We start from the raw sequence: 21089 nt of genomic DNA on the forward strand, positions 1-21089 counted from the left end.
AAATAGAAAGGATCTCATATGAAACACAAAAAAGTTGAGCTGACTGAACTTTTTTATGATTTAGTCTACGTTTATGCTATTAGTCAGGTGACTTCACTCATTCATCATGTCCATCATGGATTTGTGACGCCATCTGCCTTCTTTACCTTTGCTATGGGGCTGATTATTTACGTTAATTCTTGGATGGTACAATCTGTTTACACTAACCGTTTTGGAAAGAACAGCCTGACTAATATCCTCATGATGTTTTTTCAGATGGTTTGTCTGATGATTTCATCAACCGCCATCACAGGAGATTGGTCACGTGACTTTATCTGGTTCATCCTTCCTATGGCTGGCATTTCCTTGCTCCTTTTGGGACAATACGTGCTGAGCTTCTACCAGACAAAAAATCTGGCTGATAAGCGTCTCATCAAACAATTCTTTTACATCTTGGGCATCCGCTCTGCTATGTTACTTCTCTCAGCCTGCCTCCCCTATCAAAGTGGTCTGCCGGTGGCAACTATTGGGATTTTGCTGACTTGGTTACTGCCAGCCTTTCTGGTAAGTCCACAAACGTCTGTCATCAACGCAAAAGTTACACCAATCAACTTTCCTCATTTGATTGAACGGTTATCTCTTTTAGTCATTATTACCTTTGGTGAGATGATTATTGGTATTGCTGATTATTTTATGCCTGAGAATTTATCAGTCTATTCCTTCCTCGCCTTTCTTATCGTCAGCAATCTTTTCATGATTTATATCGTAGAAATTGATCACTGCATCAATGATGAAGTGACTGGCGTGACAGGCAATAAGGCTATCTATGCACATTACCCCATTTTTGCAGGGTTGAGCCTTGTCACTGTGTCTCTTGGTTTCTTGAGTAATCAAGAGGCAAAGTCAGGCTTTGCTTTTGGCTTAATGCTAATAGGACTTTTATTGTTTATGCTAGGGCTGTTTAGTCATAATTCTTATAATAAGTCCAGCCATTATTTCACCAGAAGTTTAGTCATTAGCGAGTTCGGCTTCCTTGCAGTAACTGTTGTCCTTGGTACCTTTGTGCTGGGAAATTGGCATCAGCTCATGCTGCTCATTGCCATTGCAACAACAGTAATGATGGTCATTTTTGTCAACTTTAATGTTAAACGCATGCACTAAAAGCAGTCTTCGGACTGTTTTTTATTTTGGGATAACTTTTTCTTTGACTTGAAGTCGACTACAAGTAGTATAATGACTGTATCAAATGTAAAGGAGTCTGAAAATGTACCTAATTGATATTACGATTCATGCTGATAGGGTGCCAATTGATAAAGCTGGTGAGCTTTTAGCTGGACATCGCGCTTGGTTTACCAAACAAGCTTAAGCAGGCTACTTTCTGCTTGTAGGGCCTTCTTTATGGTGCTTTTTCGGGAATAGTGACAGTAGTTTAATTTTCTTTTGCAGACATAAAAATTCCCCATCACAGATTTTGTGGTGGGGATAGTTTGGTAAATTTTTATTCGACGAACATGGCGTCACCGAAACTAAAGAAGCGGTAGCGTTCGTCAACAGCATGCTTGTAGGCTTCAAGAACAAAGTCACGACCAGCAAAGGCTGAGACTAGCATGACTAGGGTTGATTTGGGTAGGTGGAAGTTGGTTGAGAAGGCATCCACGACTTTAAATTGATAGCCGGGCTTGATGAAGATATTTGTCCAGCCGCTATCAGCTTGAATCTGTCCGTTAAATTTTGAACCGATGGTTTCTAGGGTGCGGATAGATGTTGTTCCGACAGCAACAATACGCCCACCAGCGGCTTTGACATCGCGGAGGGTTTGAGCAGCCTCTTCAGACAAACTGTAGAATTCAGAGTGCATTTCATGTTCTTCCACATTGTCAACTGAGACAGGTCGGAAGGTTCCGAGCCCAACATGCAGCGTTAGATAGACTAATTTGATACCTTTAGCTTGAATTTTCGAGAGCAGCTCTTGTGTGAAGTGCAGACCAGCCGTCGGAGCAGCAGCGGAGCCATTTTCTTTAGCATAAACGGTCTGATAACGTTCGCGATCTTCTAATTTTTCATGGATATAAGGTGGGAGTGGCATTTCGCCTAGGCTCTCCAGTACCTCAAGAAAGATCCCCTCGTAGCTGAACTTGACAATTCGGCCGCCGTGGTCCAGTTCTTCCTTGACGGTGGCATTCAGACGTCCGCCACCAAAGGAAATTTTAGCACCGACACGCAGGCGCTTGGCTGGCTTAGCCAGAACTTCCCAGTCATCGCCTTGAGTATTCTTGAGCAAGAGCAGCTCCACATGTCCGTGGGTATCAGGCTTTTCACCATAGAGGCGGGCAGGGAGGACGCGGGTATTGTTCATGACTAGAGCGTCACCAGGATTGAGTTGATCAATGATGTGGTCAAAGTGAGTATCGGTCATTTGATGCGTCTTACGGTCAATGACTAAGAGCTTAGACGAATCGCGCTTTTCCAGAGGCGTTTGAGCAATCAGTTCTTCGGGTAAATGGAAATTAAAATCTTCAGTGTTCATACAAATCCTTCTTTGTTCAGTTTTTCAGCCTTTTCATTATAACACGATAAAAGATTCTCGTCACCTTGAGACGTTTTAATCGCAGTCCCTATAAGAAAATAATGGGTTTTGTCTGATTATGCTTGATAGGAGATCTTGCCACCTGCTTCTTTCCGAGGTAAATTGGACTATAACTTTAGATTTTGTGCTATGAAAATAGCAGAGGTTTAATGGGAATTGAAAATCATTTGTCGGTTTTTGTTTTTTGAAGAATCTTTCTGTGCAACGCTGTGCAGATCCTGAGAAACTTTTCTTGACAATTATTGGTCTATACCATAAAATGGAAATAGAATATTTGGTATAGACCGACGGAGGTTGATAATGAAAATAATCACTGTAAAAGACCAAGTGGAAGGTGGGAAACTTGCCTTTCATCTGTTAGAAGAGGAAATGGCTGCTGGTGCTAAAACATTGGGATTAGCAACGGGCAGCACACCGTTGACTTTTTATCAAGAAATGCTGGCAAGTCAGCTTGATTTTTCTGCTATGACCAGTATCAACCTAGATGAATATGTAGGCCTGTCGGCAGATAATCCACAGAGCTATGCATATTTTATGTATCAACATCTTTTCCATGCCAAACCCTTCAAGCATTCTTACCTGCCAAATGGTTTGGCAACTGATTTACAGGCTGAAGTCAAGCATTATGATGATATTATCGCTGAGCATCCTATTGATTTCCAGATTTTAGGAATCGGTCGAAATGGACATATCGGCTTTAACGAACCTGGTACACCTTTTGAAATGCTAACACATGTGGTGGACTTGACAGAAAATACTATTCAGGCCAACAGTCGCTTCTTTGATAAGATTGAGGATGTGCCAACACAGGCCATTTCCATGGGCATTGCTTCCATCATGTCCTCTAAAACCATTGTCCTTATGGCTTATGGTTTTGATAAAGCGGATGCTATTTCTAAAACTGTCAGTGGCCCAGTTACAGAAGCCCTGCCAGCCAGCATTTTGCAGAAACATGAAGATGTGGTGCTTCTATTGGACTATGATGCAGCCAGTAAGTTATAAAAAAGAAGTTTCCCAAGCGGTTTGGGAGACTTCTTTTGATTATAGTGACCAATCCAATTCTGGTCCGACAGGGATGATGCCTGTTGGATTGATGGTTTTGTGGCTGCCATAGTAGTGCTTTTTGATATGATCAAAATTGACAGTATCGGCAATGCTAGGTATGTTATAGATTCGTTTAGTGTAGTGCCACAGATTTGGATAGTCTACCAAGCGGCGGATATTGCATTTGAAATGGCCATAGTAGACAGCGTCAAAGCGCACTAAGGTGGTAAAGAGACGGATATCCGCTTCGGTGAATTGATTGCCCACCAGCCAGTCTTGAGAAGATAGCAAAGCTTCTAATTTATCTAGTGCTGCAAAGAGATTTTGGACTTCCTCTTGGTAAACTTCCTGAGAAGTGGCGAAACCTGCCTTGTAGACGCCGTTGTTGATGTTAGGATAGACAAAGTCATTCATTTGGTCAATGTCAGCCTGCAAGTCTGCCGGGTAATAATCATCAGTATTGCCAGTGATGTCATTGAAGGCAGTGTTAAGCATGCGCATGATTTCAGCAGACTCATTATTAACGATGGTTTTTCTTTTCTTGTCCCAGAGGACAGGCACAGTCACACGGCCAGAATAGTCTGGCTGAGCTGCCAAATAAACTTGGTAGAGGTAGTCGCTATGAAGTTCTGAATCTACTATGACACCGTCGCCCTCCTCAAAGGTCCAGCCATTTTCCAGCATGAGCGGATGAACAATAGAAATAGAAATGTGCTTTTCCAAGTCCTTGAGAGCGCGCATAATAAGGGTTCGGCTAGCCCAAGGACAGGCTAGGGAGATATAGAGATGGTAGCGACCAGATTCAGCCTTGAATCCACCTGTGCCAGTTGGCCCAGCCAAACCATCAGCTGTTATCCAGTTGCGAAATTGTGTGGTCGTGCGGACGAATTTACCGCCAGTAGACTTGGTATCGTACCATTTATCCACCCATTTGCCGTCTTGTAAAAGTCCCATGAGATCCTCCTTTAATTTTATTACGATGTAGTGATAGTCTACTACGTTTTTACTGGAATGGCAAGAAACTTGCTTCATATGCTACAATAGAAGCATGCGTTTAGACAAATTATTAGGTAAGGCGGGCTATGGCTCGCGTAATCAGGTCAAAAAACTTATTCGTAGCCAGCAGGTACGCGTGGATGGAGAGCTAGCTCAGGCTGGTAACCTCAATGTGGATTCGAACCTGCAAGTCATCACTGTGTCTGGTCAGTCGCTCAGCTATTCTCCAGATGTCTACTACCTGCTCAACAAGCCTGAGGGTGTAGTGTCAGCCGTGACGGACAGAAAGCACCAGACGGTCATTGACCTCATTGCACCAGCTGACCGAAGGGAGGGACTCTATCCCGTGGGACGTTTGGATCGCGACACGGAAGGGTTGATTCTCATCACCAACAATGGTCCGCTGGGCTTTCGCCTGCTCCATCCCAAGCATCACGTCAGCAAGACCTACTATGCCGAGGTCAACGGCCTCTTGGCACCTGATGCGCCAGCTTTTTTTGGCAATGGCATAGCTTTTCATGATGGCACCGTCTGCAAACCAGCTAAACTGGAGATTATCTCGTCTAGTCCAGTCTTCAGCTGCGCTCATATCACCATCTCCGAAGGTAAATTTCATCAGATTAAGAAAATGTTTCTTGCCTACGGAGTCAAAGTTACTTACCTGCGCCGCATCAGCTTTGCTCAGTTTCAGCTAGGCGAACTTCCTCCGGGTTCTTACCGCCAACTGACTCATGAAGAAAAAGAATTATTAAAAGTCTATTTGGGATGAGGAAAAGTGTCAAGTAGACCTTAGATGGTGAAGAACTTAGTCAATACCAAAATCAACTAGACGACTTCATCAGCTAGCTCCATCTCTCTTAAAAAACAAAAAGCGTTGATTACTCAGCGCTTCTATATCTTTTATTCGGTTAGGGTGAATTGTAAGAATTCTAGAAAATGGTCTGCCCAGTATTTTTCGTGATGGATTTCGTTGGCCATCACGCGCAGTTGGATATGATCCATAGCTAGTCCTGTTCGGAGAAGAGATTGGTAATAGTGCAAGCTACAATCAATATAGGCCTGATTCATGTCAGGAGCAAATTGTTCATCAACCTCATCCCCTTCTTTAGTGCCAACTTGGATATAAACCTTGTTGGCTGGATTAAGGGGATGATTGTCACAAAAGCGTAGAAAATCACGTTCGCTGAACCAAGAGGCTAATGAGAAGACACCAAGATTTCCAAAAATATCAGGATAGGCAGCTCCCATATAAGCAGTGATGATACCGCCCATTGAAGATCCAGCAAGGAGAGTGTGTTCGCGGTCGGCTTTGGTACGATAGGTCTTGTCAATGAAAGGCTTAACCACGTCAACTACCCATTGACCATAAGCCATTCCATCACCGCCAACAGAAGCTGTTTCGGGGGTTGTCCCCACATCAGTCATCCAAGGAGCGTATTCATTGAGGCGATTATCTTCCGCATTGTCAATGCCTACCACGATGACCTTTGGTAATTCTTTGTTATTCTTAATCGTTGGGATAATTTTCCAAGAGTAGCCAGAGAAGGATTCCTTGCTATAAAAGACATTTTGCCCATCGTGCATGTAAAGGACTGGATAGCGAGCCCAGTCTTCCTTGGCATAGTCTTTGGGTAGGAGAACACGGATGCGACGTTCTTCATCATAGTAGGGAACATGGAGATAGTGTTCTTCCATTTCAAGGTAATAATTGTTTAACTTGGTTTTTTTCATAAAATAGTCCTCTTTTGATTTGACTTTATTATAGCATAAATGACTGGTTTTGTAAGTGTATTTGGAATTTTCAGTCATTTTCAAAATTGTGCTTAGCTGCCGACTTTGTCCTCTTTATGGTATAATTTTACTGTTATGACAAAAGATTTTTCACGAAGATATGCAGTGGTGGACTTGGAGGCGACTGGTGCCAATCATACCGCATCTATTATTCAGGTTGGGATTGTCATTTTGGAGGACGGCAAGATTGTCCAGACCTATGAGACGGATGTCAATCCCCATGAAGCGCTGAATGAGCATATTATTAAATTGACAGGGATTACAGATGAGCAGCTTGCGCAGGCACCTGATTTTTCTCAGGTGGCGCGTGAGATCTACGAGCTGATTGAAGACTGCGTTTTCGTTGCCCACAATGTCAAATTTGATGCTAACTTATTGGCTGAACACTTATTTTTAGAAGGTTACGAGTTGCGGACGCCGCGTGTTGACACGGTTGAGTTGGCTCAAGTCTTTTATCCTACCCTTGAAAAATATACGCTTGGTAATCTGGCTAATTATCTGGGACTTGACTTATCGCACGCCCATACGGCCATTGATGATGCCAAGGCAACAGCTCAGCTATTTTTCAAAATAAAAGAAAAAATGGCTTCCTTACCTAAATTGGTTTTGGAAAATATTTTAAACTTGGCTGACAATCTTTTGTTTGAAAGCAGAATGGTGATTGAAGAAGCTTTTGAAAAGGCTCAGTCAAGCTTGCCTGACTGCTATCTCGAGGTGGCAGGACTAGTTTTGCGAAAAGAAGAAGCGATGTCGCCTCGTCGAAAATTATCTGCTGATTTTGATGTCAATTTGGCACTCTTAGGCTTGGATGCAAGAGCTAAACAGCAGCTTTTTGCGGACTTGGTGTCAGATGCTTTCGACAAACCTCAGATCAGCTTTTTAGAGGCTCAGGCTGGATTAGGCAAAACTTACGGCTATCTTTTACCTTTACTTTATCTGGCTCAGGAGCAGGTTATTGTTTCTGTTCCAACAAAGATTTTACAGGATCAGATTATGGCTAACGAGGTCAAGAAAATCAAAGAAATCTTTCATATTTCTTGCCACAGCATCAAGGGACCTCAGAATTACATTAAGTTGGATGATTTCTATGCCAGCCTTCATCATGTTGGGGACAATCGTTTGGTTAATCGCTATAAAATGCAGATTTTAGTCTGGCTTTTAGAAACTGAGACGGGAGATCTTGATGAAATCAAGCAAAAGCAACGCTTTCAGGCTTATTTCGACCAGATTAAGCATGATGGCAATCTTAGCAGCAAGTCCTTATTTGGCGAACAAGACTTTTGGCATAGGTCTTACGCAAAATCTCAGGCCAGTCAGCTTTTGCTCGTCAACCACGCTTATTTCTTAGATCGGGTTCAGGATGACAAGGCTTTTGCGGCTAAGAAGGTTTTGGTTTTTGATGAAGCGCAAAAATTACTTTTAAATTTGGAACAGTTTTCAAGACGACAGCTCAATGTTACCAAGCTACTCCAGCAGATGACTAAAGATTTACAGGAATCGTCTTCTTTACTGGAAAAACGTCTCTTGGAAAGTTTGTCTTTTGACCTCAGTCATTTGGTCAGTCGTTTTTATAAGTCGCGAAGGGCGAATTTGTCAACTGAGGATTTGCAAGCTATCAGACAAAGCAGTCTAGAATTGTCAAGCGGTGGTTACGAAACCTTAAAAGAAATGTTTCTAGGACATTTTGATGATTTCTGGTTGGAAACAGCTATAGAAAATGAAAAACGTGTAACCTACTTAAATGCCAGCAGTAATGCTTTTCTTAATTTCAAAAAATTTTTACCTGAAACCCGTAAGACTTACATGGTTTCAGCAACTCTACAAATCAGTTCCCAGGTCAGTTTGGCTGACCTTATGGGATTTGATGACTTTGATTTTAGTAGCATAAAAAAAGATCGTAATCAGTCGCAGACTGTTTTTATTGACAAGCAAATGCCAGACCTAAGCCAGCTGTCTGAAGAAACTTACGCGCAGGAAATTGCTCAACGTCTGATTAGTCTTAAGCAGCTAGACCAGCCAGTTTTGGTTCTCTTCAATGCTAAGAAGACGATGCTGGATGTCTCTGACTTGCTGGATAGGGCTGATCTGAATCACCTCACCCAGGACAAAAATGGCACGGCCTACAATATCAAGCGTCGTTTTGAAAATGGTGAAAGTCAATTTTTACTGGGCACAGGAGCCTTTTGGGAAGGTGTTGATTTTGTGCAAGCTGACCGAATGGTTGAAGTTATCACACGACTACCTTTTGAGAATCCCAAGGATGCCTTTGTCAAGAAGATTAATTCCTATCTGACAAGTCAGGGTAAAAGTCCATTCTATGATTACTCGCTACCTCTGACTATTCTTAAGCTAAAACAGGCTATTGGCAGAACCATGCGGCGAGAAAATCAGCGTTCGGCAGTTCTTATCTTGGACAGTCGTATCATCAACAAGCGTTATGGGAAAACGATTTACCAAAGTTTGGAAGCAGAATTTGACCTGTCAAGTCAAAAATTTACTAACTGCCTCACTGAAATAAGGAATTTTTTGATATAATAGAGGGCATAGTAGATAAGGAGAGCAAAGTGAAAAAATTAAGTACCTTTCAGCAATTTCTCATCGGCTTTGACAGCATTTTGCTTATCCTGCTGATTCTTGTGCCAAGCCTCCTTTACCTATCTGTGAAGCCTAAGCTTGATGGCGAAAAATCAGCCCAAAAAGTGGCTCAAAACTACGCTAAGTTTAGTCAAGTCAGTGATGTTGAAACTTTCAATGGTCAAAAAACTTACTATAGTGTTTTTGGAAAAGGTTCGGACGGAAGTGACCGAGTTGTTTTGGTAGATGAGGATGGCAAGGTGATTGAGCAGCTGAGACCGACCGATGGCATTACTGCTAAGAAAGCCTTGACTCTGGCCAATCAGGCTGGTGCAAGTAATGCTAGTAAGGTCGTCCTAGGCGTTTACGATAAGGATGTGATATGGGAAGTAACTGCGGCTAACGGTTACTACCTGATTAATTTTAAAACTGGGGAGCTCGTCAAAAAGGAGGAAGTATGACAAAACTATCAAATCGTGTTTTAGACATGGAAGAAAGCGTAACATTAGCAGCAAGTGCGCGTGCTAAAGCTTTGAAAGCTCAAGGGCGTGACATCTTATCCTTGACCTTAGGAGAACCTGATTTTGTGACCCCTAAAAATATCCAAGATGCAGCCATTGAAGCTATTCAAAATGGTAAAGCAAGTTTCTATACAGTTGCTTCTGGTTTACCTGAACTTAAGGTTGCCATCAGCGACTACATGGAAAAATTCTATGGCTATGCTGTACCAGCCAATGAAATTGTCGTTGGGACAGGTGCCAAGTTTATTCTTTATGCTTTCTTTGCAACGGTGCTTAATCCAGGTGATGAGGTCATCATTCCAACTCCATGTTGGGTATCTTATGTTGACCAAGTAAAAATGGTTGATGGTGTGCCAGTGACTTTCCAAACGACAGAGGCTAACGATTTTAAGGCAACTGTTAAACAGCTAGAAGCAGCACGCACAGACAGAACCAAAGTTCTCTTGCTGAATTCACCTTCTAATCCAACAGGAATGATTTACAGCAAGGATGAATTGCAAGCCATCGGTGATTGGGCAGTCGAACACAACATTCTGATATTGGCGGATGATATTTATGGCCGTTTGGTTTACAATGGCAATGAATTTACAGCAATTTCTGGTTTGTCAGAAGCTATTCGTAAACAGACTATTGTGGTCAATGGTGTGTCTAAGACCTATGCTATGACAGGCTGGCGTGTCGGTTTTGCCGTTGGTAATCCTGAAATCATCGCAGGTATAGCTAAAATCATTAGTCAGACCACTTCTAATCTGACCGCTGTTTCCCAATACGCAGCCATTGAAGCCCTGACTGGGGATCAATCGTCTATTGAAGTTATGCGTCAGGCCTTTGAAGAGCGTCTCAATACCATTTATCCACTTCTTAACGAAGTACCAGGATTTGAGGTTATCAAACCGCAAGGAGCCTTTTACCTCTTCCCAAACGTCAAGAAAGCCATGGAAATGAAGGGTTACACTGATGTCACTGAATTTACCAATGCCATTCTTGAAGAAGCAGAAGTGGCCTTGGTAACCGGTGCAGGATTCGGTGCCCCTGAAAATGTTCGCCTCAGTTATGCAACTGACCTTGATACCCTTAAAGAAGCTGTTCGTCGTCTTAAGGCATTTATGGAGAAGTAAATGATTGATCATTTTGGCATCAAAGTAAAGAATTTAGGAATTCCTAAGGCTTTTTATCAAGCAACCCTAGCTCCTTTGAACTATAAAATTCAATTTGATAATGAGTAGGCAGCGAGCTTTGCAGAGCCAAGAAACGCAGATCCGACAGGTGATTTTTGGTTAAATGTTGGTCAACAAGAGCCTGAGCATTTTGCCTTTAGTGCCCAGAATGAAAAGGAAGTAGAAGCCTTCTATCAAGCAGCTTTGGCAGCCGGTGGCAAGGACAATGGTGCTCCAGGTGAGCGCAGTCAGTATCATCTAGGTTATTACGCTGCCTACATCATTGACCCAGATGGAAATAATATTGAGGCGATTAGGAGCTTTCTTGCCCACATCCCCCTTGTAGCTACATCATTGACCCAGATGGAAATAATATTGAGGCTGTTTATCATAAAAATAAAAGAAAAGAGAAAAGAATTTAATGACTAAAGATTTAGTAAGCATTATTGACATTCCCAAGCATGTTGGTAAAGAAGTTACCATAGGTAGCTGGGTTGCCAACAAATCAGGAAAAGGTAAAATTGCCTTCCTACAACTTCGTGACGGGACTGCTTTCTTTCAAGCAGTTGCTTTCAAACCAAACTTTATTGAAAAATATGGTGAAGAAGCAGGTCTTGAAAAATTCAATACCATCAAGCATCTGAGCCAAGAAACTTCTGTTTATGTGACAGGTCTTGTCAAAGAAGATGAACGTTCAAAATTTGGTTATGAGCTAGATATCACTGATATTGAAGTGATTGGTGAGTCACAAGATTATCCAATTACGCCAAAAGAGCACGGGACAGACTTCCTTATGGATAACCGCCACTTGTGGTTGCGTTCCCGTAAACAAATGGCTATTATGCAAATTCGTAACGCAATCATCTATGCGACTTACGATTTCTTTGATAAAAATGGTTTCATCAAGTTCGACAGCCCAATCTTGTCAGGAAATGCTGCCGAAGATTCAACAGAATTGTTTGAAACGGATTACTTCGGTCAGCCAGCATTTTTGAGCCAATCCGGCCAGCTTTATCTTGAAGCAGGTGCTATGGCCCTTGGTCGTGTCTTTGACTTTGGTCCAGTATTCCGTGCTGAAAAATCAAAAACACGCCGTCACTTAACTGAGTTCTGGATGATGGATGCCGAATACTCATTCCTTAGCCACGAAGAATCTCTTGACCTTCAAGAAGCTTATGTTAAAGCCCTTATCCAAGGTGTTATTGACCGTGCGCCACAAGCCCTTGAAATCATGGAACGTGATGTGGAACTGCTCAAGAGCTATATTGAAAAACCATTCAAACGAGTGTCTTACGATGATGCTATCGACCTTCTTCAAGAACATGAAAATGATGCAGATACAGATTACGAACATGTTGAACACGGAGATGACTTTGGTTCACCTCATGAAACATGGATTTCAAACTACTTTGGTGTGCCAACCTTCGTTGTTAATTACCCAGCAAGCTTTAAGGCCTTCTACATGAAACCAGTTCCTGGGCATCCAGAGCGCGTCATCTGTGCGGATCTCTTGGCACCAGAAGGCTACGGCGAAATCATTGGTGGCTCTATGCGTGAAGAAAACTACGATGCCCTTGTTGCTAAGATGGACGAGCTTGGAATGGATAAGTCTGAATACGAATTCTACCTTGATCTCCGTAAATATGGCTCAGTGCCACACGGCGGATTTGGTATTGGTATTGAACGTATGGTAACTTTCGTAGCAGGAACAAAACATATCCGTGAAGCCATCCCATTCCCACGTATGTTACATCGTATTAAACCATAAAAATGACTTAAACCGTCCCCTCTTAGGGAATTTCTAGAGGGGAACGGTTTTTTGTTTGTGAAATTCACGTTTTCTTCAACTTTTCATTTTTAAATATGATAGATGGTAAATTAATACTTAATAAAAATCAAATTCTGAATTACAATGATGATATGAACTTTACACAATCCCAAATAAGAGAACTCAAATCAGCTCTAAAAGATAAAACATTGACTTCCTATCACAAATGGATTCAAGTTGTGTATTTTCGCTCCCCAAAGATGACTTATTTTGATTTTCATTGAGTATAAATTTTAAAAAAGGAAATTAACAAAAATAGGGCCTGCTCAATATTAAAGAGCAGGCCTCATTTTTGATTAGGAAAAGTCATCTTGTGAGTTGGTTGCTATCCTATCTGATAGGTATTGTAATCGATGTTGAATGTGATAAATTACTGACAGAAATGTTTCGTCGTCTTGGCCGCTTGGATCTTCTAAGCCCCAATCTTCTCTGAAGCGGCAAGGAAGATTAGGACAATGGACATTGCAGCCCATAGTAATCAGAATATCAATAGCTGGTAAGTCACTGATAAGCTTTGGGTATTGCTCTTTTTCCATATCAAGGTCAAATTGCTCTTTCATGATACGAACAGCATCCTGATTGATTTGTGGTTTTGTTTCTGTTCCTGCGGAGTACGCGTCAAAGATGCTGGAATAGTCCTTTTTAGCAAGAGCTTCAGCCATCTGACTTCGACAAGAATTATGGACACAGACAAAGGCTACCTTAGGCTTTCGTGTCATGGAGTTTCTCCTGAATGATGACTTTCACTTCGTCAACAGTTAAGACTTTCCCTGCTGATACAACTTTTTCATTTAAGACAAGAGCAGGTGTAGACATCACTCCATAAGCAGCGACTTTAACAAAATCCCTTTCATGATCAATGGTGACGACCAAATGTTCTTCTTCACAGGCTTGTTTCACATGAGCTTCTAAGAGGTTGCATTTTTTACAACCAGAACCGAGTATTTTGAAAATGATTTCTTGAGACATGATAATTTTCTCCTAAAAAATAATAGTTTGTAAAGCATTAAATAAATAGCCTACAACAATGATACCGACGGAACAAACCGCTATAAATGTGGCTAATAATTGCGGTTTTATAGCCCTCCTTAACATGATAAGAGATGGTAGGCTGAGGGTTGTGACAGCCATCATAAAGGATAAAATGGTTCCTAATTGTGCTCCCTTGTCCAACAAGGCTTCGGCGACTGGAATTGAACCAAAAATATCAGCGTACATCGGAATCCCTATGAGAGTTGCCAGAACCACTCCAAAAGGATTACGGCTGCCTAATACCATTGCTATCCAATTTTCTGGTATCCAATTATGAATGACTGCGCCAATACCAACGCCGATTAAAATATAAGGAAAGACTTTTTTAAAGGTTTCACTGACCTGTGCTTTGGCAAAGTGAAGCCTATCCTGATAAGATAAGGTTTCTGGTTCTCTATTAGCAACCCGAGCAGTCTTGACAAAATCCTCGACATACTTCTCCATGCCCAGTTTTTCAATAAGACTTCCTCCAATAACGGCAATGACAAGACCCAAGATAACATAGATAATGGCTATTCTACTTCCAAAAATACTCATCAAAAGGATCAAACTTCCCAAGTCCACCATAGGTGATGAGATCAAAAATGAAAAGGTCACTCCAACTGAAAGTCCAGCACTGGTAAAGCCCATAAAAAGCGGAATAGATGAACAAGAACAAAACGGAGTAATAGTTCCTAATAAGGCAGAAATCATATTTGCTGTGAGACCATCAAAGCGGCTTAAAATCCGACGACTGCGCTCTGGTGGAAAATAACTTTGGATATAGGAAATGGCAAAGATGAGGACACAGAGAAGAATGGTAATCTTGATGATATCAAAGAAGAAAAATTGTAAACTTCCTCCTAGTCTGGACGATAAATCAATTCCAAACAGTGATAAGACTTTCCCGATGACCTCATTTAGCCAGGTCATTTTTAGTAGCTGATCTTGAACAAAAGACCACATGATAAGAATCTCCTTTATAATATATCAATTTTTTTTGATATGTTTTGTAAAATGGAAAGCCATAACTAAGATGACTTTCGTTGGCACTGACAATTGCTGATATATTCAGTTTGAATATTGGTTACTTCTGTTAATAGTTGCAGGGCATGCTGGCTACCTTCTGTGCTGAGACTGTAATGTTTCCATTTTCCCTCCTGTCTACTGGATACAATACCAGACTGACATAAGATTTTCATATGATAAGAAAGAGCAGACTGGGCAATTCCCAGCTTATCAATTAGCACACAAGCACAAGTTTCTCCGTTTTTTAAGTAGTCTAGTATTTGCAGCCGTTTATCATCAGATAGGGCCTTAAAGACTTGAGCTTCCCTTACAAAATTTGTTATAACGATCACCTCATATCAAAAACATTTGATTTAAAACCACTTTCAGAATACTACTTCACGCATTATTTGTCAACGATTCGAATGAGAGATAGGTCAGTAAGCATCAATTGCTTGCTGCTTCATCACATTATATTTTTATCACTCCCTACATATTCTGTTTCTACTTTGTAAACTCAGACAGGTCTTTTCACAAGAATTTTTATTATTTACATGTGTTGAGTGGGTTTCTTCATATAGAATTTTTAGATTTTCTAGCTATCACCCAATAGTTTGATAAGTCCAGTGACCAGATGTTAGTTTTTGATGATATATGTAGGATAAGGGTGAAGGGTTAATGTCAAAAGTGAGGTTTACATTTTAGTATTGAGCAATGCTTCATTTTCTTTGATCCAATTTTTGATTTGGTAAACAAGGGGGACGAGAGATTTTCCTAAATCGGTCAAGCCATAGTAGGTCTTGAATCCTGTGCTGCTTTTTCCTTTTTTGTACAGTATATTGATTTGAATTAAATCATTTAGGTTCTGAGTTAACACTTTTCGAGAAACTTTTCCCAGCTGTCGCTCAATCTCTGCAAAATACATTTCTTTTTGGTCTAAAGATAGAATAATAAAAACAGACCATTTTCCTAAAAGTGGTAGGGCTAACTGTCTTAAACGGCTTTCATCTAACATGGTTACCTCCAAGTAACTTCTTACTTTATGGTATTTTTTTCTATACAATTATACTATATTCATTTTAAAAAGGAGTTATTATGGTATTTTTTAAGACGTTTGAATTTGAGTTCGAAGCACGTAGGCTGATGTGGTATGCACCAAATGGAGGTAGTGATTTTGCGGAAGTTTCTAAAACATGTGAGAAGATTAAGGAAGGAAATTATGATTCTTGGTATAAGGAATGGAAGACTTGTGCAGACCAGCTCCTTATTAGAAGCAAGGAATATTCAGAACAGATTTCTAGAGGGCAAGCTTGTTTAAGAGCCAGTCGTTATTATCAAGCAGCAGAATTTTTTCTCCATCCCACTGATAGCAGAAAGTTTAAAGCATATCAAGATTCTGTGGATTCCTTTTATAAGGGATTGCATTTTCTTAATGTTCCTTATCAACTGTCTGCTGTCTCCTACGATGGTATTTCGTTAAGAACTGTTCTGTTTAAGACCCCCAAAAGGCAATATAAAGGTACTCTCTTTGTTTGTGGTGGTTTTGACGCTTTACTCGAAGAACTTTATTTTACAACAGTCAAACCTGCCCTACTTGTAGGTTACCATGTGGTCATATTGAGGGGCCGGGTCAATCTGATTGTATTAGAAAATACGGAGCAACTTTTACCCCAAACTGGTCGAAGGTTTGTGAAGTGGTGGTAGAACACTACGATGATACCCTGCCTGCTCCTCATATTGGTATCGGCCTGTCCTTAGGTGGGCTGTTGATGGCTAGGGCGCAGGCGCAAAATCCAAATTTATTCGATAGGCTGGTTCTTTACAATTACTTTCCGAATGTGCTAGCTTCTTTTAAAAAAGGAATGCCGCGATTGTTTTATCGGTTTGTAGATTCTCAATTTCCTCCTCTTTTAGAAAAAATAGCTTCTTTTTATATTTCTAAGCAAGCCTTTCTGAATTGGCAAGTTGAACATGCCAAGTGGACTTTTGGGGCTAACAGATTAAACCAATTATTGGCGACTTGTCGTGACTTTGAAGAATTAACATTGAAGACACCGACGTTGGTTTGTTTAGCCAAAAAAGACAATTATTATGACTATACTCTAGGTATAGATTATTTTAATAGCATTCAATCTCATCAGAAGAAGCTGATTATTTTTGATAAAAGCCATTTTTCTAGTGATTTACATTGTCAAAATGGTGCAGCCTACGACACTAATGATGAGATATTTGATTGGCTAAGTAAGAGTTTATAAAAGTTGAGTTAAAAGCTCAGCTTTTTTTATTCATTAGATATTTTTTTGTCATTTTTTAAATGCTTATTAAAAAAAGCAATTGTTTTTTGCCATGAATCTACACTATCATCTAATAAGCCTTTCCAGTTATTGTTGTAACGCTGATTTGGTTGATAAGCAACTGTCAGCATGTGACCTGTTTCTTGATAAAGGTTGTATTCTATTTCTTTTCCCTTATAGGAGTCCATTAATTCACGGCTTGCGGCCTTAGCTCTCCAGACTTCATCTTTTTGACTGGTTAAGAGTAGTATTGGAGCGGCTATCTTCTCAATTGATATTTTTGATTTAGGGTTGATAGGTAGCTCTTTTTTGAAAAGTAGTTTTAAGAAAAGGTCTTTATATCTGAAGGCTTGATAAGGAAGTTCTTGATTGTTTATTGTCCAAGAGGAATTCTTGGATGGAAATTTACCTTTGATTCCCTCATAAATGATATTTGAAGGGGAATTTAGAGCGATTGCCTGACAGTTGGGATGGTAGGCTTGTGACGCTAAAGCGAATTCGGCTCCCTTGGAACGACCATAAATACCTATTTTATCAGTTGTAACATAAGGGGATTGAACAAGATATTTTCTGGCCTCTTCAATAATCTCAAGTGGTATTTTCTCTAAATGAGAAGCTAGTCCGTCCAAACCAAAATAAGCAATAGCCAGAGTGGTAAATCCATAATTTGCTAGTAGTTGAGCGATATTTTGGGCTTTCTCAATTCGACCATCACTGCCACTCAGGACAATGACAGCGGGCTTTTGCTGCGCTGGCTGGAAAAATAATCTCCCTTGAAATTTTTGCTGGTAAATGTCCTTATACGAAATGTCTTTATTGAGATAGTAACGTTCAACAGTCTTCTCTCTGATGAGTGTCTTGTTTTGAAAAATGCGGATAGTCACATAAAATTTATCGTATAATGGTACCTCCTCTAGCTGCTTGGGTAACTTTACATTTTTGGTTTGAATGGGTCTAGCGTTGAAAAATAGTCCCATTTCAGAGATACCTTGATAACTGCCTGAGATGGCCTTAGAGTTAGCTAGGTTAATTTCACCAAGCTGGTCTGAATAAAATACAGCAGACGATTTCCACGGAAGTTTAGGAGATAAGCACAAAGGAGCGTTGATACAGTAATAATCATCAAGCTGCATCTCTATTTTGTAGCACTGATTTATTTCCAATCCAGTAATTGTTACGTTGAATGGTATGTCTGCAAATGGTTTTTCGTCTTTAATATGAATGGTTGCTGTCATTGTAACTCCTTTTTTGTTAATCAGCTTAACTTTACTTTAAAAATAAACCATGTTTACCATGGTAAATTCTCCCAAACAGCCTTGATATCTGTCATCAAGCTGGTTACTTTATTCAAGTCTTCCTGACTATAAGTGTCCAATACAGTTAGCACCGCATTTTCAATGTAATCTTGCTGGGTTTGGTGCAGTTGGTAAATTTTTTTGCCTTTGCTTGTTAGTTGCAGATATTTATTTTTGCCATTCTGAGGTGAAGTGGTAAGAGAAATGAGGCCTTTTTGAATCAATCGTTTGCTGCTTTGGGTGACTGCACTGCGGGAAATATTCTGAATTTCAGCTAGTTTGACTAGATTGATTGGCTGATGATTTTCTATAGTCACAATAAGATGAACTTCAGAAGCAGTGATTGACTGGTCAATGACGTTAGCATGTTGCTGGCTTTTGAGTTTCTCAAATGCCTCCATGAAAGACATAAAATGATTGTTAAATTGTTGTAATTCTTTTTTGTTCATAGGCTAAACTTGTTTTTAAAATATTGTTAATGATATTAACAATAATAATAGGCTTAAGCTAACTTGTCAAGAAAAGTTTTACTAACTTATCTCAACACAGATTTAACCCCCCCTCTTGCGATACTGAGTATGATATCAAAAAAGAGCTATTATGTATGCAAAGAAAATCTTATTTAAAATCAGTGAGTGTGCTGACTTTGGCAGTTTGTCTTTTATCGGGATGTATGGTCTAGGCTACCTTCACCATGTTTGTAATGGGAGAGCATTCATTTTAAAGATACTCTAAGCTGTTTACTTACTAAGTGGCTTTTTAATTTGTGTTATAATAAAAGCAATGCGAGGTAAACTTATGACAGATTTAAAATATAAGAACTATATTTTTGACTTTTACGGTACCTTGGTGGATATTGAGACGGATGAGAAGGACCGCTGGCTTTGGCAGCAGGTGCTTGCAATTTATGCCAGTTATGGCGCGGATTACAGTCCACGTTCGCTCAGTCAGAAATACTTGGATTTAGTGTCACAGGAAGAGCAGCGCTTGAAAAAAGAGACGGCTTACGAACATGTTGAGATTGACTTGGTACCTGTTTTTATTCGCCTCTTGACAGAAGCAGAGCAGACTCATGCGACGGAGAACAAAATTGATGACTTACTAACATGGGGCAATTTCATGGCCAGCACTTTTCGCGTTTTGTCGCGTAAGCACCTGGCAGCCTACGAGAATACGCTAGCTACCTTGAAAGTCATCAAGGACAAGGGGGGTCATGTGTTTATCCTTTCTAATGCTCAGCGTGCCTTCACTCAAGCAGAAATTGAAGAAACGGGTTGTATTCAGTTTGTGGATAAGATTTACATGTCGTCTGATTATGGCATGAAAAAACCTCAGTTGGATTTCTTGCAGCTTTTATTGGATGAGCAAGGGATTGATGTTAAGGAATCTGTGATGATTGGTAATGATTTCTCAACGGATATAGCCATTGCAGAGCAGGCTGGTATGGACGCTATTTTTCTAAACAGCTTTGCCTATAACCAAGAAAAAATCACCCAGCTTAATCGTATGGGAGCTAGAGTGATTGATAATATTGCGCAAGTTTTGGAAATCTGAGGAGGGGTAGGTCATGCCGAAAATTTTAGTGATTGGCTCCACAGTTTGTGATGTCATGATTTACCTTGACCGCCTGCCTAGCCGTCAAGGGGATGCCCATATTAAGCAGCAGGTCATGAGTGTGGGCGGTTGCGCTTTTAATGTCGCGTATTTGCTACATCAGCTACAGATTCCTTATCAATTTATTTCGCCAGTTGGGACAGGACTTTACGGAGATTTTGTGGCTAAGCATTTGGAGGAAATTGGCATGCCTAGTCTCATCAGATTGACTGGTGAAAATGGCTGTTGTTACTGTTTTGTTGAAGAAGATGGTGAGCGGACTTTCTTATCTAATCACGGGGTAGAATATTCTTTTGATGTTTCTTGGCTGGACAATATTGATATTGCAGCAGAGGATTATATCTATATCTGCGGGTTGGAAGTGGAAGAAGAGACAGGGAGAGACTTGATTTCGGCATTAGAAAAATGGCCTGCCCAGCTTGTCTTTGCACCAGGACCAAGAGGCCACCTCATTTCGCCTGAACGCTTGGAGAGACTTTGGAATTTGTCCCCCATTGTCCACCTCAGCGATGATGAAATTAAGGCATTGACAAAAAAGGATGGACTGTCTCAGGCCATGATTAGTCTTTATGAGCGTACTGGCAATACCGTCCTTGTCACCATTGGTGAAAGAGGAGTCTTGGCCTATGATGGCCGCTGGTATGATGTTCCAGCCTATCGTGTCTATAACATCAAGGATACTATTGGTGCGGGTGACAGTCACGTTGGAGCTGTTTTGGCTGCCCTGTCAGCAGGCCGTGACTTAGACTTTGCCCTTGATTTTGCTAATCAGGTATCTAGCCAGATTGTACAAACCAGTGGTGTCCGTCTGTCGGATGACACTTATCAAAAGCTGCGTGAGCTGTTTCACGAAAAGGAGTATCAAGTGGAAGTAACAATCAAGGATCTGCAGGCCTATCTGGGTCAGCAGATCAATCAAGAGTTGATCAGCAAGACCTATCTCTATCTATGACAGAGCAAGGCCTTTTTATCAAGCTGGTTGAGGAAATGGGTGAAATAGCCGAAGTTTTGAATATCAAGACAGGTCGTAAAGCTAGTCAGATAGATTCCAGCAAGGAAGATTTGGCAGCGGAATTGGCGGACATGGTTCACTATATCGTGGCCATTGCAGCTATTAACGAGATTGACTTCACTCAAACGATTCTGGACAAGGATAAAAAAGCTTCGGTCAATATGGGCACGAGACAAATTTATTAGAATTTATCTGGCACAATCACTGAAGTCCGGCGAGGAAGCATTCCTCATTGACCACGACACGGCTATACTTGGCATAGCCGATGAGGTGATTTCCTACGTAGGCTTGAAGGTCAAAGCCTACATGGCGACCAGACTCTTGAAATCCAGTGATGGAAACCGTGATATCTTGTCCAGCTAGCTTAGTTGGTCTTGC

The 21089-nt window shown here is 40.8% G+C and carries 21 protein-coding genes and 2 pseudogenes; 13 read left to right on the forward strand and 10 right to left on the reverse strand.

Annotated elements, in window-relative coordinates; translation table 11 throughout:
* Positions 1-18 precede the first annotated feature (18 nt).
* Positions 19-1140 (forward strand): low temperature requirement protein A, encoded by a 1122-nt coding sequence (locus A3GS_RS0109845; RefSeq protein WP_018365227.1) that lies wholly within the window; start codon positions 19-21, stop codon positions 1138-1140.
* Positions 1141-1477: 337 nt separating this feature from the next.
* Here the strand turns inward: A3GS_RS0109845 and queA are convergent, their stop codons facing one another.
* Positions 1478-2506 (reverse strand): tRNA preQ1(34) S-adenosylmethionine ribosyltransferase-isomerase QueA, encoded by a 1029-nt coding sequence (queA, locus tag A3GS_RS0109855; RefSeq protein ID WP_018365229.1) that lies wholly within the window; start codon positions 2504-2506, stop codon positions 1478-1480.
* Between the two features lie 360 nt (positions 2507-2866).
* Between queA and A3GS_RS0109860 the strand changes: the two genes are divergently transcribed.
* Entirely contained in the window at positions 2867-3568 is a 702-nt protein-coding gene (locus tag A3GS_RS0109860) for a glucosamine-6-phosphate deaminase (protein WP_018365230.1), read from the forward strand.
* A gap of 39 nt (positions 3569-3607) precedes the next feature.
* On the opposite strand, the gene A3GS_RS0109865 is transcribed toward A3GS_RS0109860, so the two are convergent.
* The gene (locus A3GS_RS0109865; RefSeq protein WP_018365231.1) at positions 3608-4564 is read right to left on the reverse strand and encodes a glutathione S-transferase family protein; all 957 of its coding nucleotides are present in this window, start codon (positions 4562-4564) and stop codon (positions 3608-3610) included.
* A 94-nt stretch (positions 4565-4658) separates the two neighbouring features.
* Between A3GS_RS0109865 and A3GS_RS0109870 the strand changes: the two genes are divergently transcribed.
* Entirely contained in the window at positions 4659-5375 is a 717-nt protein-coding gene (locus A3GS_RS0109870; RefSeq protein ID WP_018365232.1) for a pseudouridine synthase, read from the forward strand.
* A 131-nt stretch (positions 5376-5506) separates the two neighbouring features.
* On the opposite strand, the gene A3GS_RS0109875 is transcribed toward A3GS_RS0109870, so the two are convergent.
* The gene (locus A3GS_RS0109875) at positions 5507-6337 is read right to left on the reverse strand and encodes an alpha/beta hydrolase (protein WP_026216366.1); all 831 of its coding nucleotides are present in this window, start codon (positions 6335-6337) and stop codon (positions 5507-5509) included.
* Between the two features lie 135 nt (positions 6338-6472).
* Between A3GS_RS0109875 and A3GS_RS0109880 the strand changes: the two genes are divergently transcribed.
* From A3GS_RS0109880 to asnS, 5 genes and pseudogenes are all read left to right on the forward strand, one after another.
* Complete coding sequence (locus A3GS_RS0109880) at positions 6473-8932, forward strand: bifunctional DnaQ family exonuclease/ATP-dependent helicase (protein ID WP_018365234.1); 2460 nt, start codon at positions 6473-6475, stop codon at positions 8930-8932.
* A gap of 29 nt (positions 8933-8961) precedes the next feature.
* Positions 8962-9432 (forward strand): cell wall elongation regulator TseB-like domain-containing protein, encoded by a 471-nt coding sequence (locus A3GS_RS0109885; protein WP_018365235.1) that lies wholly within the window; start codon positions 8962-8964, stop codon positions 9430-9432.
* On the forward strand, positions 9429-10610 hold the full coding sequence (locus A3GS_RS0109890; protein WP_018365236.1) for a pyridoxal phosphate-dependent aminotransferase: 1182 nt from the start codon (positions 9429-9431) through the stop codon (positions 10608-10610). Before A3GS_RS0109885 ends, A3GS_RS0109890 begins: the two co-directional genes overlap by 4 nt.
* Positions 10611-11078, forward strand: a pseudogene (locus A3GS_RS11845) (VOC family protein).
* Positions 11071-12417, forward strand: coding sequence for an asparagine--tRNA ligase (gene asnS, locus A3GS_RS0109905; RefSeq protein ID WP_018365239.1), 1347 nt, complete (start codon positions 11071-11073; stop codon positions 12415-12417). The pseudogene A3GS_RS11845 and the gene asnS overlap by 8 nt, the downstream one beginning before the upstream one ends.
* A 356-nt stretch (positions 12418-12773) precedes the next feature.
* Here the strand turns inward: asnS and A3GS_RS0109910 are convergent, their stop codons facing one another.
* From A3GS_RS0109910 to A3GS_RS0109930, 5 genes are all read right to left on the reverse strand, one after another.
* Complete coding sequence (locus A3GS_RS0109910) at positions 12774-13196, reverse strand: arsenate reductase ArsC (protein ID WP_018365240.1); 423 nt, start codon at positions 13194-13196, stop codon at positions 12774-12776.
* Positions 13180-13446: a thioredoxin family protein gene (locus tag A3GS_RS0109915; RefSeq protein ID WP_018365241.1), complete on the reverse strand. Its 267-nt coding sequence runs from the start codon at positions 13444-13446 to the stop codon at positions 13180-13182. Before A3GS_RS0109915 ends, A3GS_RS0109910 begins: the two co-directional genes overlap by 17 nt.
* 12 nt (positions 13447-13458) lie before the next feature.
* On the reverse strand, positions 13459-14454 hold the full coding sequence (locus A3GS_RS0109920; RefSeq protein ID WP_018365242.1) for a permease: 996 nt from the start codon (positions 14452-14454) through the stop codon (positions 13459-13461).
* A 65-nt stretch (positions 14455-14519) separates the two neighbouring features.
* The gene (locus A3GS_RS0109925) at positions 14520-14849 is read right to left on the reverse strand and encodes an ArsR/SmtB family transcription factor (RefSeq protein WP_018365243.1); all 330 of its coding nucleotides are present in this window, start codon (positions 14847-14849) and stop codon (positions 14520-14522) included.
* Positions 14850-15190: 341 nt separating this feature from the next.
* Entirely contained in the window at positions 15191-15559 is a 369-nt protein-coding gene (locus A3GS_RS0109930) for a winged helix-turn-helix transcriptional regulator (protein WP_240430912.1), read from the reverse strand.
* A gap of 32 nt (positions 15560-15591) precedes the next feature.
* Between A3GS_RS0109930 and A3GS_RS13130 the strand changes: the two genes are divergently transcribed.
* Both A3GS_RS13130 and A3GS_RS13135 read left to right on the forward strand, forming a co-directional pair.
* Positions 15592-16200: a hypothetical protein gene (locus A3GS_RS13130; RefSeq protein WP_240430913.1), complete on the forward strand. Its 609-nt coding sequence runs from the start codon at positions 15592-15594 to the stop codon at positions 16198-16200.
* Positions 16194-16751 (forward strand): hypothetical protein, encoded by a 558-nt coding sequence (locus A3GS_RS13135; RefSeq protein WP_240430914.1) that lies wholly within the window; start codon positions 16194-16196, stop codon positions 16749-16751. The genes A3GS_RS13130 and A3GS_RS13135 overlap by 7 nt, the downstream gene beginning before the upstream one ends.
* Before the next feature lie 26 nt (positions 16752-16777).
* Here A3GS_RS13135 and A3GS_RS0109940 read toward each other — a convergent pair whose 3' ends face one another.
* Both A3GS_RS0109940 and A3GS_RS0109945 read right to left on the reverse strand, forming a co-directional pair.
* A complete protein-coding gene (locus A3GS_RS0109940) occupies positions 16778-18025 on the reverse strand; it encodes an acyl-CoA thioesterase/bile acid-CoA:amino acid N-acyltransferase family protein (protein WP_018365246.1) in 1248 nt (415 codons plus the stop codon).
* Between the two features lie 53 nt (positions 18026-18078).
* A complete protein-coding gene (locus tag A3GS_RS0109945) occupies positions 18079-18534 on the reverse strand; it encodes a MarR family transcriptional regulator (RefSeq protein WP_026216369.1) in 456 nt (151 codons plus the stop codon).
* 349 nt (positions 18535-18883) lie between these two features.
* On the opposite strand from A3GS_RS0109945, the gene A3GS_RS0109955 reads away from it, so the two are divergent.
* The 3 genes and pseudogenes from A3GS_RS0109955 (at position 18884) to A3GS_RS11860 (ending at position 20919) form a co-directional block, all read left to right on the forward strand.
* Positions 18884-19639, forward strand: a complete 756-nt coding sequence (locus A3GS_RS0109955) for an HAD family hydrolase (RefSeq protein WP_018365249.1) — start codon at positions 18884-18886, stop codon at positions 19637-19639.
* Between the two features lie 13 nt (positions 19640-19652).
* Entirely contained in the window at positions 19653-20651 is a 999-nt protein-coding gene (locus A3GS_RS11855; RefSeq protein WP_018365250.1) for a carbohydrate kinase family protein, read from the forward strand.
* Positions 20648-20919, forward strand: a pseudogene (locus tag A3GS_RS11860) (MazG nucleotide pyrophosphohydrolase domain-containing protein). The gene A3GS_RS11855 and the pseudogene A3GS_RS11860 overlap by 4 nt, the downstream one beginning before the upstream one ends.
* The last annotated feature ends 170 nt before the right edge of the window (positions 20920-21089 follow it).

It is taken from the genome of Streptococcus caballi DSM 19004 (assembly GCF_000379985.1).
GTDB lineage: Bacteria > Bacillota > Bacilli > Lactobacillales > Streptococcaceae > Streptococcus > Streptococcus caballi.

Coding starts and splice junctions, on each gene's coding strand:
- A3GS_RS0109845 (WP_018365227.1), top strand. CDS start 19: ATGAAACACAAAAAAGTTGAGCTGACTGAACTTTTTTATGATTTAGTC.
- queA (WP_018365229.1), bottom strand. CDS start 2,506: ATGAACACTGAAGATTTTAATTTCCATTTACCCGAAGAACTGATTGCT.
- A3GS_RS0109860 (WP_018365230.1), top strand. CDS start 2,867: ATGAAAATAATCACTGTAAAAGACCAAGTGGAAGGTGGGAAACTTGCC.
- A3GS_RS0109865 (WP_018365231.1), bottom strand. CDS start 4,564: ATGGGACTTTTACAAGACGGCAAATGGGTGGATAAATGGTACGATACC.
- A3GS_RS0109870 (WP_018365232.1), top strand. CDS start 4,659: ATGCGTTTAGACAAATTATTAGGTAAGGCGGGCTATGGCTCGCGTAAT.
- A3GS_RS0109875 (WP_026216366.1), bottom strand. CDS start 6,337: ATGAAAAAAACCAAGTTAAACAATTATTACCTTGAAATGGAAGAACAC.
- A3GS_RS0109880 (WP_018365234.1), top strand. CDS start 6,473: ATGACAAAAGATTTTTCACGAAGATATGCAGTGGTGGACTTGGAGGCG.
- A3GS_RS0109890 (WP_018365236.1), top strand. CDS start 9,429: ATGACAAAACTATCAAATCGTGTTTTAGACATGGAAGAAAGCGTAACA.
- asnS (WP_018365239.1), top strand. CDS start 11,071: ATGACTAAAGATTTAGTAAGCATTATTGACATTCCCAAGCATGTTGGT.
- A3GS_RS0109910 (WP_018365240.1), bottom strand. CDS start 13,196: ATGACACGAAAGCCTAAGGTAGCCTTTGTCTGTGTCCATAATTCTTGT.
- A3GS_RS0109915 (WP_018365241.1), bottom strand. CDS start 13,446: ATGTCTCAAGAAATCATTTTCAAAATACTCGGTTCTGGTTGTAAAAAA.
- A3GS_RS0109920 (WP_018365242.1), bottom strand. CDS start 14,454: ATGTGGTCTTTTGTTCAAGATCAGCTACTAAAAATGACCTGGCTAAAT.
- A3GS_RS13130 (WP_240430913.1), top strand. CDS start 15,592: ATGGTATTTTTTAAGACGTTTGAATTTGAGTTCGAAGCACGTAGGCTG.
- A3GS_RS0109940 (WP_018365246.1), bottom strand. CDS start 18,025: ATGACAGCAACCATTCATATTAAAGACGAAAAACCATTTGCAGACATA.
- A3GS_RS0109945 (WP_026216369.1), bottom strand. CDS start 18,534: ATGAACAAAAAAGAATTACAACAATTTAACAATCATTTTATGTCTTTC.
- A3GS_RS0109955 (WP_018365249.1), top strand. CDS start 18,884: ATGACAGATTTAAAATATAAGAACTATATTTTTGACTTTTACGGTACC.
- A3GS_RS11855 (WP_018365250.1), top strand. CDS start 19,653: ATGCCGAAAATTTTAGTGATTGGCTCCACAGTTTGTGATGTCATGATT.